The following is a 15,930-nucleotide window of genomic DNA, read 5'->3' as shown; positions in this document are numbered from 1 at the left end:
ATTGTCTATGGGGTCCCGTGACCTTCACATATCAATTCTGGTGACTTTCATCCGCTCCAATTTCAAGAGTAACACGCTTCATGTTGTAATAAATTCTCCAGTTGTAAAATAAATCCTTCATTTATAGCTCAGAAGCTTCTCCCTAAAAATAAATGCTGCGGCAAGCCCCGGACTCCATGAACGCCCGATCTTGACATGCATACGATATATCACTCCTCGGGTTAGTCACCAGGATGTAGGGAGGCCTGTTCGATGAATATTCAACTCACTGCGTTACACTATGTCTATCTGGCATTTATCGTCTTGATCATCGCCGTAATGATCCGGCGCAGGGACACCACGATCATCTGTGTTGCGGGTATTATGACCATTGGACTTCTGGCAACCGAAACCTTAAGCGGGTCAGTTGCTGGGATCTTCAGCAGTTTTATCTATGCAACAAAAGAATTGCTGAGTACGATCTTCATCATCTCGATTATTGTGGCAATGAGCCGTGTTCTGATCAGAACAGGCATTAATGAGGTCATGGTAACACCCGTCACCCGGTTTATCCGTTCTCCTCAGGTCGCGTATTGGGGTATCGGATTGATCATGATGGTAGTATCACTATTTTTCTGGCCATCCCCAGCCGTAGCACTCGTCGGTGCAGTACTGCTTCCTGTAGCCGTGCGTGTAGGTCTTCCTCCGATTGGAGCTGCTATTGCCATGAACCTGTTCGGACATGGGATTGCACTGTCGGGGGATTACATTATTCAGGGAGCTCCCAAACTTACAGCTGATGCGGCGGGTATACCGGTTACTTCCGTCATGACGGCCAGCATACCTCTGGTCATCGTCATGGGAACGGTATCTACACTTACAGCCTTCTGGATGCTGCGCAAAGAGATGAAATCAGGTTCACCTGCTCATTCCCCAAACGTTATATCAGGTACCATGAGCACGGAACCTTCTTCCTCATCAGAGGCTGTGTCTACTTCTCAACCAGGCAATTTGTCTGTTGAACGTCAAGCAATTTCACTCCGTTTGCAAAAAGCATTCGCTCTGCTTATCCCTCTGTTATTCGCAGTTGATGTGATTCTGATGTTTGTATTGAAGTTGCAAGGCGGCGACGCAACAGCTCTGATTGGCGGAACCGCTGTGGTTATATTGATCGCTGTCACCCTTGCCGCACATCGTCATGCCGGACCAGAGGAAACGACCAATTATTTAATAGAAGGATTTCAGTTTGGTTTCAAGGTGTTTGGACCGGTTATTCCTATAGCTGCATTTTTTTATCTGGGAGATGCTGCGATTACGGAGTTGTTCATCACCCCTCTTCCTGAAGGTTCACACGGGATCGTGAATGACCTGGGGGTCGCACTTGCTGGGCTGGTGCCATTAAATGATACGGTGGGCGCCATTACAATGACGGTGACCGGAGCAGTGACCGGAATGGATGGTTCGGGGTTCTCGGGGATATCCCTGGTTGGCTCGATTGCGTCCATGTTTGCAGGATCGGCAGATTCCGCACCTGTGCTGACAGCATTAGGTCAGGTTGCAGCTATATGGGTGGGTGGTGGAACCTTGATTCCATGGGCATTGATTCCTGCTGCTGCAATCTGCGGCGTCAATCCTTTTGAACTTGCAAGACGCAACCTGAAGCCTGTACTGCTGGGACTCACGGTAACAACAATTGTAGCCATCTTTCTAATCTGACCAAAAGTTATGCTAAACCGTTTAAAAAGACGTGCGTGAACGTGCCCAGTTCCAGAGATCTTCTCGCTGCATCTCGGCCAGATGCAGCATGTCCACATATGGATCTCCCTGTAATCCAAGAACAGAAGCAAATGCAGGCTCCGTCTTCCACCCTGCCTGTTTCAGTCTGCGGATCTCACGGTGTCCCGCGTCTCCCCACAGTTGCAACAATCTCCACTCTACGATCATATGTAGGTATGCATTCTGCCTGTTAACTGGCACGGATTGGGCAAAAATCTCCACAGGCCAATGTCCCACTTGCAAATTACAAGTCACATAAGGACGTTGGTCTGGAAGATCCCCACCACGTACACATTGAAATTCAGCAACGGCTCCGATTCGATCGTATATCTCGGCTTCAAACATATCCAGATCCTCTGCATAACACAGCAGATCCAGATCACTGCCCGGAAGATCAATATCAATCGGTACCGTTCCTGCTGGATATGGGTGATAGTCAGCTAATATATCGAGCAATCCACTGCACTGCAACACATGATAGGCGTCCTGCTGACGTGCATTACCCGAAGCCAGATGTGCCATTACTTCTGCGGTAGTACTCATCTCCCCGCCTTGGGCCACAGTTAGTTCGTGCCTCCTGTAATGACCTGTTTCACACGTCCCACTTGACCGCTCGTCAGTCGTACTTTAATTCCGTGTGGATGCGTAGGTGACTTGGTTAACAGATCCTTCACAATGCCACGTGTCAGCTTTCCTGTAGCTTGGTCCTGCTTCAGCACAATGTCCACTTCCAGACCTGGTTTAATATTTACACGTTGTTGTCCATTCATTATGTTCGCTCTCCTCTATGTCGTGATTCATACCATGTATACTATATAACCCTTAAACACAAAGCTCCATCTATTGTAGACGTTTTGGTTTCAAAACAAAAGGGACATGGCAATAACCTCCTAAGGATAATTCCATGACTGATATGAAGACCAAGATAAAGAAACCGCAGGTCTCTTCATCTGAGACCTACGGTTTCTATTTGGATTGGCCATGTTCAGGGCTGCACATGCTTCAGAATAGACGAAGGCGAAGTTCCATCCTTCGCAGCTTCGCGTGCCTTCACAGCAAGCAGCTCAGACACCGTCACGAATTGATATCCCTGCTGCTGCAACTTCGGCAAGATTGTTTTGAGCGCAGCTACCGTATGGGACTTGCCTTCCACTTTATCGTGGAAGAGTACAATATCCCCATTACGCGCATTATTCAGTACTTTTTTAACAATGGCCGATACACCTGGAGAAGCCCAGTCCCGTGTATCCTGATGCCAGGACCAGAGTACAATGGTATACCCTTTTTGTTTGGCAGCCTGGATGACCATGTCATTGTAATAGCCGCCCGGTGGCCTGAACAACAGGGGACGCTCCGCGCCTGCTTGAATGATGGAACTTTCTGCTTCGTTCATATCCTTCATGTACTTGTCCGCACTAGTTGATCGAACTGCATACGTGTGCGCATACGTATGATTGGCGATTTCATGCCCTTCGAGCTGTTCCTGCTTAATCAGTTTAGGAAATTTATCTGCCCATTTGCCAAGTACAAAAAAAGTTCCTTTAGCATGATACTGCTGTAACAAAGCCAGGATCTGCGGAGTCTGAATCGGATCTGGCCCATCATCAAAGGTAAGGGCGATGAGTTTATCCTGTGTGGGAACTTCCCACACAATCTCTCCTCGTTCCTCATAATACTGACGGTTCTTCTGTACAGGCTTTGCATAGGCAGAACTGCTACCCAGCAAAATAATTAGCGTGAACATTCCGATGACTCGGGCTGCCTTCAGGTTCATGTGGTGTCCTCACTTTGTCTTCATACGTAAACTCCCTGTTAGCATTTCCCGATTCACCCGAACTCATTAACGAAAGATCTGATCCACGACTGCAATTTCCTCAGCAGTTAATTCCACATTTAATGTTTGCAGATTGTTAATGACCTGCTCAGGTCGCTTGGCACCCGGAATCAATGCATCAATAGAAGGCTGAGTCAGGTACCAGGCCAGAACCAGATGGGCGACCTCAACATCCTTGGATTGTGCTATGCTGCGCAGTTGCTCAACTTTATCGAGATTGTCAATGAAAGCTTCACCTGTGAACAGCGGGTTCTTTGCCCGTCCATCCTGAAAAGTTGTATTGCGATTATATTTCCCGCCCAGCAGTCCCGCTGCCAGAGGGAAGTAAGGAACAAAAGAAATGTTATGCTCAGCCGTATACGGCAACAGCTCTTTCTCCGCATCTCTTTTGAACAGATTATATTCAGATTGCAGTACGTCTACATGCCCGTCCTTGTTGGCTTCACGCAACTGATCGATGGAGAAGTTGGATACACCAATGGCACGAATTTTGCCAGCGTCTTTCAATTGTTTTAACGTATCTACCGCTTCATCCTTAGGTGTAAGTTCATCCGGAAAGTGGATGTAGAACAGATCAATGTAATCGGTTTGCAGACGTTTCAACGCCTCATCCACGGATGTTTTCAGAAAAGCAGGTGAGTTATCTATGACAATTTTGCCATCCACTAATTTATGAGCTGCCTTGGTTGCAATGATGGTATTCTGCCGCTGACCGGTTTCCTTCAGTACTTCACCAATCAGTCGTTCGGAATGCTCCGGTCCATAGATGTACGCCGTATCCACAAAGTTAATACCTTGTTTCAAAGCTGTACGAACCACTTCCTTACCTGTCTCATCATTCAGCATGTCCGGATATATATTATGTCCGCCTACTGCATTCGCACCCAATCCAATGGGATTCACGATCAGATCCGTCTTGCCCAACCGAATTTGTTGTTCTGCCATGTCTCATCTCTCCTTCACTGATCGAATAAGTACAATTTAGTTGTAACGTCTTTCTTGTCCCATATTATATCAAACCATTTAGCATATTTAAAATATCGGATTTATCGGATTAGGTATTTTTCAGCGCAGTTGCTTCCACGTCGTTAATAAACCGGCGCAGTTTCGCAGCCACATCACGGGTGATTTCGCCGTTTTCATACAGTTGTTGCACTGTATTGCGCTGTTCCTGAATCGCCACCATCTGCAACTCCAATTTCTCCTGATTAAACGGATCTTCCGTTTTACCCTGGTTCCAGGTGCGCAATTTGGCAATTACACGCTCATACTTGGCAATGACCGACAGTGCGACGACTCGATTCCCATCATTCATATGAGCACGAATGGCCTTAATTGCCGCTTCGGAGGTCCGTAGCTTCACCTGACGGAACAGTTCTGCATTTTCAAGCATGAATGGTTGATTCGGCTTCTGGGACCGGTTGGTGAACAGATGTCCTAACACACGCCCGATCTCGCTGATCGACGTCATGAACTGAGTGTTTGCGCGATTCGCCAGCATCATTTCCTTGCGATCCAGCCAGCTATCACATTTGAAGGCCGCATCAGAAGCAATTGCATTTTCGTCCAGCATTACTTCAACTTCTTTACGCTCCGCCCGGGTGGCGATCAGGTTAATAGCCGTTTCTTGTTTCTGAATATCTTTGCGTTTACCGGCGGTGAGCTGACCTGCGGCCTGCCTGATGTATTTGGACAGATCTGAGACGACCGCGAGAGCCGCAGCTTTGTTCTCATCGTTCATTTCGGATTTGACAGCTCGTATTGCCGCATTCAGCATAATGTCATGTGCTTTTCGTTCTGACTTCTGCGGGGTTTCTTCTGTGGATTTCCCATCGTCCTTGGCCAGAACTGGAAGAAACACACTCGCCGCAATCAGAGAGAAGAGGATAACCCCTGCCGCCAGGAAAATAATCAGATCCCGTTCAGGGAAAGGTGATCCATCCTGAAGCACATAAGGAATGGAGAACGCACCCGCCAATGTTACAGCCCCCCGCACCCCAGAGAGGGAAATGATCGTAATATCCTTGAATCTGGGCCTGCCAATAGAGGATTTGGTACGAAGCAATTCATTCCCTTGCCAGAACAGATAGATCCAGAGGAAGCGCAGAACCAGCAGTAACACCGAGATCAAGCACACATATCCCAACACCTGCAGATTATTAAACGAAACATTTTCAAAAATGGTACTCAGCACATCCGGTACCTGTACACCCAAAATAACAAACACAAGGCCATTTAGTATAAATAAAATGACTGACCATGTGCTCGCAGATACCACCTGCATTTTCAACTGAACCGATTCAGCGCGGTCACGCTCAATGGCGTGGATAATACCGCCTGCCACTACCGCAAGAATACCTGATACTCCAATTTCTTCACTCACCAGATAGATGATAAATGGCGTCAGGATTTGCAGCAACATGTGAATGGTCACATCTTCCATGCCCAGTCTACGGATCCATACCCCGAGCCTGATTAACAGAAAAGATAACAATGCCCCGACAAGAAGTCCGCCAATCGCAATCAGAATAAAACTGAAGGTTGCCTGCGCCAGGGAAAACACACCTGTAACCGTGGCTGCAATCGCGAATTTGAAGGCCACGAGGCCGGATGCATCATTCATTAATGCTTCACCTTCAAGAAGCCTATGTATGCCTTTGGGCAAATGTACCCGCCCTGCCATGGCGCCAACGGCAACAGCGTCTGTCGGCGACAGTATGGCTGCAAGAGCAAAAGCAGCAGGTAACGGAATCGAAGGAATCAGCCAGTGAATGGCATATCCCGCCACGACCACCGTCACGAATACAAGCCCCAGCGCAAGCAGAAGTATAGGTGCACGCAAATTCCATAATTCATTCCTTGGTGTTCGCTTACCGTCGTTGTATAACAAAGGTGCGATGAACAGCACAAAGAACAATTCCGGATTCAACGGCAGATGAACACCTGCAGGAAGCAAAGCTATAGCTACACCAAGCACGATTTGAATGAGCGGAACGGGAATAAAGGGTACAAACCGGTTTAAAATATTGGATAAACCGATCAGGACCAGTAAGACAAGTACGGCAATAAATATTTCCATGATGACAGTCCCTTTCCGCTATAGAAGTGGTGAAACCTTTGTTGTATAGGTTTATTTTAACATAATCCAGACTTTGTTATAAAAATATTGTCATATTCATATAACCCATTTAACTGCTCTCAAACTAGTTTATATAATTGAAACTAATCATTTACACGACAACGGAGAGGACAGAAAAAACCTGAAAAAGCGAAGCGCTCGCCTTTATCCCCGGATTTTCCCCTTCGGAAAAGGGAATCAAAAAATCTGGGGATAACAGCGATTGGAAGGTTATTCTGTCATCGTAGTGTCAGTGTAAATAATTTTTAGTTCAACTTATATAGATTAAAGATTTCTGATGGATTCTGTATATAAGATGTTACAATATGCTCAGGACAATACCCGTTTGGAAAGGAACTTGCATCTATGGCATTTGGAATTATACGACAGGAGCTCGCTGCGTGGAAGGAACAAGTGGCTCGTGGTGAGATTGCGTACCTCACTCATTTCTGGATTGACAACCGATTCCCCGGTATCACCAGTGTCACCAAAGTTGGCTGTGCAGATCTGGAACGTCTCGAGCGTTGGTGCAATGATCATGGGCTGAACCCACGATACATTCATCGGCGGCAGCCATTCCCCCACTTTGACCTGATGGGCAGCAAACAAAAAGAAGTTTTGATCCAGGAAGGCTTTACGGATCATGTGGTTCGCTTTCATTTGTAACCAACTCAAAAACGCCAGTCTTCAAGGTTCATCCCCCCGCAATTAGGGACGAACTCATGAGGACTGACGTATTCAAGGAATCAAGTCATATATGGACTATCGGTGGATCTGCTCAAACGACTTCATGTTCTCCAGCAGTTTCAGTTCAATTTTCTTCAGCATGCCAAACATCTGCTGTTGCTCCTCTTCGGAAAGTGCTTGCAACAATTCCCACGTCATTCGGCCGCGATTCGCATTAAGTGTCTTGGCAAGCTGCACGCCTTCATCCGTTAAGGACAGCCACACAATTCTCCGATCTTCTTCACTGCGCACCCGCTGGATCAACCCTTCCGTCTCCAGTTGATTCAGTACAATGGTGGTTGCGCCGGAAGACAAACTGAGTTGTCTGGCCACATCAACCGCCATGCAGCGTTTTTCACGTAAAATCATGCCCAATATATGACTTTTTGTCGGATTCAGTTTACAGTTGGTTTCGTTCTTCTGCTGCTGATCCAATACTTTATTTTTATATCTGAAGAAGGCCTCCAACAATTGATCCACATTTGCCAATTGAGAGTTTCGCTCCGTATCCGGGCTCATAAACGTTCCTCCGCCTTTCATCATAACCTACCTTATATTGTAACATATTTACACTATGATGTTTGTGAAAAATGCGCTTGTATCCGACACCCTATCGTTGACTGCAAGACTCTTGTTTTATTTTGGTTTTCACCTATTGCATTATGGCAACGGGATTGTTTATAATAACCTATATCTAAAGTTACTTTTAGTTACTTAATGATTTTAATAAATCTGTTGTTATAAAGTAAATAAAGCATCACCATTATACTGCAAGGGACTTATGCACATGAATCAGAATACACAATCTCAACTCAAAACAGATGTTTGCATCGTCGGCGCTGGACCTGGCGGTGCTTTGCTTTCTTATTTACTGAATCAAAAAGGAATTTCCACGATGCTCATTGAGCGGCAGCCCCATCTGCACAAGTCGTTTCGCGGGGAGTTGCTCAATGTGGACGGCGAAGCCATTTTAAATAAACACGACCTCTATTCCCTCATTCAGCAACGCGGAGCGCTGCTCTTGGAGCAGATTCAGTATTGGGAAAATGGGCAGATTATTCATACGGTATCACCGGGCTATGGAGAATCTCATGTTGGTATTCATGTACCCCAAGATCATCTCCTGGAAGCCATCGTGTCGCATGCTCAGCAGCACAGTTCATATGAACAAGTACTGTTCAATACGATTATGACCGGTTTGTTACGAGACAAGAACGGCCAGGTCGTGGGTATTAACATTCGGAAGAACGGCGTTCCTGCCTCCATTGAGGCATCTGTTATTGTGGGTGCTGATGGCAGATACTCTGCTGTACGTAAACATTCCGGTATGACCCCGGAGATTCGCAAGCACGGGTATGATCTGCTCTGGGCGCGCATTCCGGCACCCGTAGGCTGGGAACCCGCTGTTCGAATGGCCAGCATGGATGGTCAACAGCTCGCCCTGTTCTCACAGTTCGGCGGTTATGTTCAGATTGGATGGAACATTCCCGAGGGGGCTTACTCCAAGCTGCGAGAGCAGCCGATTGCTCCTTTTGTAGATAAACTTGTATCTGCTTTTCCTTGCCTGTCTGATTCAGTAGCAGCCAACATCCAGAGCTGGAGTGATTTTGTTCTGTTATCTGTTGAAAGCAGCTATTGCAAGTCGTGGGCACAGGACAATGTTGTACTCATCGGTGATGCCGCTCATACCATGACACCAACCGGTGCGTTTGGACTTAATGCTGCGCTCGAAGATGCGGATGTGCTCTCCGAATTACTTGTCCAAATGGCTGCAGATCAATTCCGTTCCACTGCACAACTTCAGGAACTTCAGACGATTCGCGGTGCAAAGGTACAGCAGCAACTTGCTCGGCAAGTGGAGATGGAATCCTCTTTCCAACAGCGTTATGAATCCTTTCTCTAAACCCAGTTAATACGGATTAAATGCCTATATGCCCAAACAGCCGATCACTCCCTCATAGAGAAGAATCGGCTGTTTGGCTTGTTGGTTTATCTTTTTTATGTAATTCCGTATCCTTCTTCATTTTCGTTTGCGTGGAGCAAACGTGTCTTCTCTGGGTGCTTCTTGTACAGTATCGACGTCCTTCGGATAGGATGAGATGTTATCTTTTTCATATACTGCTTTCTCCAGATTGCTTAAGCGGCGCAATACTTGTTTGCTTTTACGAACGATATATACAATACCAATAATCAGCAGGATCAACATCAGAATGAATATGACCATCTCGGGATAAAAGACAAATGACATGAATCCACCTCCTTTTGAAAACGATTTCTTTCTATCATTCTACCCTTAACGATCCAAGATGTGAACCCGATGGGAAGTACCACTTGTGGACTAAGGACAAAACTACCTTGACACGACGACATGATCTCACCTGCTGCAAAAGTAAAAAAGGTGGCATCCCTGTTCAGGATCACCACCTTGAACCTCGAATAAGATTCGAAGTCTATTCTTATTATTTTATCCTTCTCTGCCGTTCATGGCACTAACTCGAAGTTCTTTCAGAGGCAGAGACGACTGCTCTGGATGACGAAGCCTTACTGTTCGACTCTCACCAGGGAGCAGATCGAAATAATTGTCACTGAATCGGACACGCCCAAGGGGAAGCTCCAGCTTCACCAATCGTGCAATCGCTCCACTGGCCGTAACCGTGACAGACTGCTCCTCTTCGTTCACATGTACGCTCAATTGCGACTCTGGCAACGTCACATCCTTGGGATCACGCAAGAAGTATCGATTGCTCGGTGCCGCAAACCCTTCAGATACCAACTCAACCATTACTTCCTCCGCACGTCTGCCCTGTAACACCTCTACTTCAGTTAATTCAGCAATACACCGTGAGGATTGGGATGTTACCTCAACAGCATGTGAGCTGGAGTAGATCTTCTCTCCATTCAATGCATAGACATTGAGTCGAAGCTCCCCCTTCAAGACGTCACATGTATCGTTCACAACCCACAACGCAAGCGGCTCCCCCGGCTCATGCTCCAGTGACAACAGGACAGGATGAAAGAATATTTTCCCATAATAAAAAGATGCCTTCGGCAGCAGTTCATAATCAATCATGGACCAACTTGTCCCTGGCCAACTGTCATTCAATTGCCACACAAGCGCACCGCTGTTACGGTGATTAATACGTCGGAAATGTTCAATTCCATAGCGCAATCCTTCTGCTTGAGTCAGCATGGAATAGTTCATGTATTCCTCTATATTTTGCGGAATCCCTGTATAACCCTCCATTAGCAAAATGCCTTTCTGGTGATTGGTATCCTTGTTACGATAGGCCATCTCCGGACTACCCCAGTAAAACTGCCCTGCAGGCATATTTTTCTCCAGCGTGTAACGATTGGCCGAGGCATGCATGCCAAATTCACTGCTGAACAACGCATGATCGTTTTTGTAATTTTTGAACGTTACACCTTCAATACTGTAGTCCAGCAACGGCGGCTCTCCATGCTTCCTTGGATAGACCGAACCATGCCATACCTGCCAGTTGTGACGATCCCCCACATCCGGGTCATTCGCATCCTGACCGTTGCTGTCCCCGAACGGCGAAGAAGGCCAGTACGGACGAGACAAATCCAAGCGCTCCAGCACTTCAGGGATTAGCTCATGATATATCTGTTCGCCGTAGAACGGACTGGTAATATCTCCACTCGCCGACTTCATATCATAGAGCCAATCAATCTCGTTATTCCCACACCAGATGGCAAGCGAGGCACGGTTACGCAGGCGCAGGACATTGTTTTCTACCTCTTGCCGTACATTATCCATGAAATCACGATTGAAATCCGGGAACAATGCGTTCGCGAATGCAAAATCCTGCCACACCAGCACCCCTTGCCGATCACACTCATCGTAGAAGACATCCTTCTCATATATACCACCAGCCCATACACGCAGCATGTTCATATGACCTTCCACCGACAGCTCCACAAGCTCACGATACCGGGAGTTTGGGATGGCACCAATCAGATGATCAGCCGGAATCCAATTTGCACCCTTGGCGTATACTTTGACTCCGTTCAGAATAAAAGTAAATGCATCCTCACCCTGTTCATTGTGAAGAGCCAGCTCTATCGTTCGTAACCCATAAGGCTCGTTATAACGATCCACCTCAACGCCATCGGCGTATAATGTAACCTCCAGGGTATACAGATACGGCTCACCCAGATCATGAGTCCACCATAACTGAGGTGACGTAACGTTTAATGTGGTATCTGCCTTACCACCTTCTAGAGGTAGTTCAGTGGCACATGCCACTTCGTGTCCGCTCCGATCCAACAGACGAATATTACAGGTCGCAACCACAGCCTGCTCACGTTTCTGTCTGCTACGGTAAGACAAGACCGACTTCACATCCGCCGTGACGCGTAATACAGCAAGCTCTGAACTGACTGATTCCGTACGAGCATACACACTTTCCAGCTTGGCGATTGTTCGTTTTTCCAGCCGTACAGCACCCCAGATCCCCACCGTAACCATACGTGGACCCCAGTCCCAGCCAAAGTTCATCGCTGCTTTGCGCAACCATGGTCGTTCCTTCGTATACGAGGACCAGTCGAAGGTTTCTTTGTCCCGGTGATGCAGGTGAAGCGGATCAAACTTGACAGCAATCGCATTCCAGCCGCTGCGTACCAGAGACGTTACATTAAACGTATGTGACATAAGCATATTGGCCGTTTTCCCAACTTCATGGCCATTGACATATACCGTTGCAAACGTATCCAATCCTTCGAACACCAATTCAAAGTGCTCCTCGGTCTCTGCATCTTTCACCAGATTGAAGGTTGTGCGGTACCACCATTCCTTTTGCTCAATCCAGCGACTTTTGGCATCATTATGTCCGTAATAGGGCGGATCAATGATACTGCGTTCAACCAGTGCAGCGTGTACATCGCCAGGCACTTCAGCCCCAATCCAGAAACGGTCATCCAGTGCAGCAGCTGCCACATCCATTGCCCGCTTCTCTCCAACTTCAAAATGCTGTATCTTCCATTGTCCCGATAAATCCTGACTTGAACTATGGGTCTTCATCAGTATGCCCTCACTCTCCAATATCTCTGAGTAATACCATATCGAAAACGTTTGCAGAAATGCAAGACATGTTTCCCAATCTCCTCATTTCTAACTTCCCGAAGGCTTAAACGACATTGCCTCCTCGCGATATTCACTCGGGGTTTTGCCCGTATGTTTTTTGAACAGCCTGCTAAAATATTTCACGTCCTCGTAACCGCTGATGGCAGCGACTTCACTGACCTTCGCTGGAGACACCGCGAGCATATCCATCGCTCTTCGTATACGCATATCGGTGACAAAATCTCCGAAGGTCACACCCATTTCTTTTTTAAACAGCTCACTGAGGTGACCCGGATGCAAATGAACATGTCCAGCTACCTGCTGCAGATTAATATCCTGCGCCAATGAAGATTCAATATAACCGATAGCCCTCTGCACATGGGCAGCCTGTCCCTGACCCATTCGGCTATGATAGACATGCATCAGACCATACAGATGATGGAACAGCATATCCCCGAGGTCACCGGCTTCAGCATCCGGTTCCGGCAACCAGGGCTCAAGCCTTGCGGGTTCTTCATGCCCTGTGGCTCGCATTGTGCGAGTCAGCCAGCGATGACCTGCAATGACGGCTGAGTGCAAACAAGCACTGAACGATTCTGGTGTGACCTCCGGTTCCGTAACAAGATTAGCCACAAGTTCCCGCGTCCATGTCGTTAACGTGACTGAATCATTATCCAGCAATATTGTACCAAGTCTGGTCTCCTCTTCGTGCGTAAGTACAGTTTTACCACCTTGACGATCCTGAACGTGCTCATAATGCCATACTTTGTAATTCATCAAACCCCGATATCGGAATGCAGCTGAAGCAGTTCTGTAGCTTTCGTGCAGATCTGCATATCCACGCACAGGCAGACCTACGGCTGCGCGTAGGGTGCACTTCAGTAATTGCTCCACCCGACGTAATGCACTCTCCAGCCTGAACGTATTTTCATGTTCCACAGGCGGCCATGAAACTACACAAATAATTTGCTGTTTCTCTACATGAGCAATGGCACCAGGTAACATATCCTCCAGGGTATTCTGCACCGCAAATCGTAATAGCGCATCCGAGGATCGATCCCAACCCTCTGCTCGAAGAATAATGACTTGTCTGAGAATCTGTTCATCATCAAGGCCACCAACCCCTGCCTCTTTTCCAGCATCAGATCGCAAGAATGAAGGAAAATAGCCCGAAGCGGTGTCACCATCAATGATCCATCCAGCAAATAACCGCTCCCGATTCTCCCGCATAAGCTGGCCCTCTCTGGACTTCTCTGCCCAATGTTCCGTGATTCGCTGTTTGGCCTGTAATACGGTCTTGATGATCTCTTCCGGCTTGCTTGTTTTGAGCAGATAATCTGTGACTCCTTGGCGAATCGCCTGTTGCGCATAAGAAAAGTCATCGTATCCAGACAAAATAATGACCTCCAGCTCAGGTAGCAATCTCAGGCCCTCTTCTGCCAGTTCCAGCCCTGATCTACCTGTCATCCGAATATCCGTCATCAGGATATGCGGACGTTCCTCAGCCATGCGTGTTAACGCCTCCTCTGCCGAAGCAGCAGGTTGAAGAAGTTCAATTCCGAGTTCATGCCAAGCGATAACGCTGGCAAGCCCTGTACGGATAATCACTTCATCATCAACAATTAATAGTCTCATGGCGAACCCTCCAAGATTGGAATGGAAAACGAAATCCGAGTACCTCCCCCAACCCTGCTGTCTACTTCAAGCTGTGCATCCGCTCCATAATGGAGCAGCAACCTCTCATTCACATTGCAGAGCCCATAACCGCCTTGGTTTAGCTGTTTTTCCGGCTGTTTTCCCTTCCATTCCCTAATGCTTATCCTTAATTGTTCCAGCATGTCCGGCTCCATGCCGACACCATCATCCAGCACGAGCACATTCATCCGTTCATTATCCGGGTCCTTGCGAATCATTATGGTGATGGTGCCTACGCCTGCTTTGGGCTGAATGCCATGAATCATGGCGTTCTCAACAAGCGGTTGCAGCAATAGCTTCAGCATCATTCGCTTCTCAAGCGCTGGATCTACGATATAATGCAAAACAAATTGATCAGGGAAACGAATCGACTGCACACGCACATAATGGCGAATATGAGCAATCTCCTGTTCCACAGGGCAGTAATCCTGACCATTGTTTAAACTGATGCGTAGAAAGTCACTCAAGCCCTCAACCATATCCGCGATCCGCTTCTCTTCAGACATCAAGGCAATCCAATGAATTGAAGAGAGCGTGTTATACAGAAAGTGCGGGTTAATCTGCGCCTGAAGCACCCGAAGATCCGCTTCTTTTTTGCGAGCCTCACCTCGAATAACCTCTTCCTTCAATAACTGAATATGTGCACCGAGCAGATTGTAACTCTCCCCAAGCCTGCCAATCTCGTCATCACTTTCAGATCGAAACAAAGGAAGCGGGCGTTCCGGATCAATTCGGGACAGATGTCTGGTAAGCACACGAAGCGGCCTCGTCACACGCCGCACCGTAAACCAGACCAAGCCAGCACTGATCACAGCAGACATGGCAACGGCACACCCCGTTAGAATAAGGATATACCGATTCTCCGACTTGTACTGGTCATAAGAGACTGTTCCAACCAACGTCCACCCCGTCAATTCTTCCGGATAATAGAGCAATGTCCGTTTATCGTCACCACTGCCATACGTGGTGGTTCCGCTACCGCCATCCTGAATTAACGTTGTGACTCCTGGTTCGGCCTGCTCCAGCTTAAGTCCAAGCCGGGATTTGTCCATCGAAGACAGAATCTCTCCAGAACTGCCGATGAGCTCCAGTCTGCCTTGCCCTCTGCCTAATCCCAGAGCGGCCCATCCCTTGGATATGGCCTTCTCATCCAGACTAATGGCTAACCAGCCGATGGGTCGATAATCATGGATACTGCGAATTGGCCGAACCAATGTGATCACATTTTGAATACCCGCGTAATTCTGAACCGGGTATACTCCCGTCCATTGTTTGACTGCTTCACCACTGGGAACAGAGGGATACGAAAGGTTGGATTCATTGGATTCATACCAGGTAGCGGTTGACAATGTAGCATCAAAACCTCCCGGATATATCGCGATGTTGGCGATATATTTCTTGGAAGCCGCCAGATTGGTCATCCTGCCCAGGATATCCACCCGGTCCAGCTCATGATCTTCATTGTGGCTAAGGTACTGCTGGATGTCCCGTTCTCCAATCAGGAAAATGGAGAGATTCTCGGCATCCTGCAGCATATAACGAAGATTTGCTTCCACCTGTTTCAGCGTATCCATGCCGGACAGCTTTGTTTTTTGCTCTGTGATGCGGGAAGAGATCAGAAAGGCGAACAGGCCCAAGGCCAGCAAAGGCACAATCATTGAAGCCGTCACAACGACGGATAGCTTCCTTTGTAACGAAGATGTGAGCCAGCGTGCCAAA

At 47.5% G+C, this 15,930-nt stretch carries 13 protein-coding genes; 3 read left to right on the top strand and 10 right to left on the bottom strand.

The genetic code is table 11. The features are described from left to right. The first annotated feature begins 252 nt into the window (after positions 1-252). Entirely contained in the window at positions 253-1,695 is a 1,443-nt protein-coding gene (locus AC4E8D_RS10975) for a hypothetical protein (protein WP_339307824.1), read from the top strand. Between the two features lie 21 nt (positions 1,696-1,716). Here AC4E8D_RS10975 and AC4E8D_RS10970 read toward each other — a convergent pair whose 3' ends face one another. From AC4E8D_RS10970 to AC4E8D_RS10950, 5 genes are all read right to left on the bottom strand, one after another. Continuing rightward, positions 1,717-2,298, bottom strand: a complete 582-nt coding sequence (locus AC4E8D_RS10970) for a DUF4269 domain-containing protein (protein WP_490206223.1) — start codon at positions 2,296-2,298, stop codon at positions 1,717-1,719. Positions 2,299-2,318: 20 nt separating this feature from the next. Then, positions 2,319-2,525, bottom strand: coding sequence for a YwbE family protein (locus tag AC4E8D_RS10965; protein WP_221823438.1), 207 nt, complete (start codon positions 2,523-2,525; stop codon positions 2,319-2,321). A gap of 215 nt (positions 2,526-2,740) precedes the next feature. Next, complete coding sequence (locus tag AC4E8D_RS10960; protein WP_490206222.1) at positions 2,741-3,529, bottom strand: polysaccharide deacetylase family protein; 789 nt, start codon at positions 3,527-3,529, stop codon at positions 2,741-2,743. Between the two features lie 66 nt (positions 3,530-3,595). Then, positions 3,596-4,534 carry an aldo/keto reductase gene (locus AC4E8D_RS10955; protein ID WP_221823434.1) on the bottom strand — a complete coding sequence of 313 codons (939 nt, stop codon included), beginning with the start codon at positions 4,532-4,534 and terminating at the stop codon, positions 3,596-3,598. Positions 4,535-4,643: 109 nt separating this feature from the next. Beyond that, positions 4,644-6,668 carry a Na+/H+ antiporter gene (locus AC4E8D_RS10950; RefSeq protein ID WP_490206221.1) on the bottom strand — a complete coding sequence of 675 codons (2,025 nt, stop codon included), beginning with the start codon at positions 6,666-6,668 and terminating at the stop codon, positions 4,644-4,646. A gap of 405 nt (positions 6,669-7,073) precedes the next feature. Between AC4E8D_RS10950 and AC4E8D_RS10945 the strand changes: the two genes are divergently transcribed. Next, a complete protein-coding gene (locus AC4E8D_RS10945; protein ID WP_490206220.1) occupies positions 7,074-7,373 on the top strand; it encodes a hypothetical protein in 300 nt (99 codons plus the stop codon). Positions 7,374-7,469: 96 nt separating this feature from the next. On the opposite strand, the gene AC4E8D_RS10940 is transcribed toward AC4E8D_RS10945, so the two are convergent. Further along, positions 7,470-7,952, bottom strand: a complete 483-nt coding sequence (locus AC4E8D_RS10940) for a MarR family winged helix-turn-helix transcriptional regulator (RefSeq protein WP_221823428.1) — start codon at positions 7,950-7,952, stop codon at positions 7,470-7,472. A gap of 268 nt (positions 7,953-8,220) precedes the next feature. Here AC4E8D_RS10940 and AC4E8D_RS10935 point away from each other — a divergent pair, with 268 nt between their 5' ends. Then, entirely contained in the window at positions 8,221-9,336 is a 1,116-nt protein-coding gene (locus tag AC4E8D_RS10935) for an FAD-dependent monooxygenase (protein WP_449003881.1), read from the top strand. A gap of 117 nt (positions 9,337-9,453) precedes the next feature. Here the strand turns inward: AC4E8D_RS10935 and AC4E8D_RS10930 are convergent, their stop codons facing one another. The 4 genes from AC4E8D_RS10930 to AC4E8D_RS10915 all read right to left on the bottom strand — a co-directional run bounded on the left by AC4E8D_RS10930 (position 9,454) and on the right by AC4E8D_RS10915 (position 15,929). Then, positions 9,454-9,681: a hypothetical protein gene (locus AC4E8D_RS10930; RefSeq protein WP_047842410.1), complete on the bottom strand. Its 228-nt coding sequence runs from the start codon at positions 9,679-9,681 to the stop codon at positions 9,454-9,456. Positions 9,682-9,897: 216 nt separating this feature from the next. Then, a complete protein-coding gene (locus AC4E8D_RS10925) occupies positions 9,898-12,474 on the bottom strand; it encodes a beta-mannosidase (RefSeq protein WP_490206219.1) in 2,577 nt (858 codons plus the stop codon). Positions 12,475-12,564: 90 nt separating this feature from the next. After that, positions 12,565-14,151, bottom strand: coding sequence for a helix-turn-helix domain-containing protein (locus tag AC4E8D_RS10920; RefSeq protein WP_221823419.1), 1,587 nt, complete (start codon positions 14,149-14,151; stop codon positions 12,565-12,567). Further along, positions 14,148-15,929: a cache domain-containing sensor histidine kinase gene (locus AC4E8D_RS10915; protein ID WP_490206218.1), complete on the bottom strand. Its 1,782-nt coding sequence runs from the start codon at positions 15,927-15,929 to the stop codon at positions 14,148-14,150. Before AC4E8D_RS10915 ends, AC4E8D_RS10920 begins: the two co-directional genes overlap by 4 nt. Position 15,930: the final 1 nt, after the last annotated feature.

It is taken from the genome of Paenibacillus sp. SRL342 (assembly GCF_984798905.1).
The sequence above is the reverse complement of the archived record's forward strand: the minus strand, read 5'-3'. Positions and strand labels throughout refer to the sequence as shown.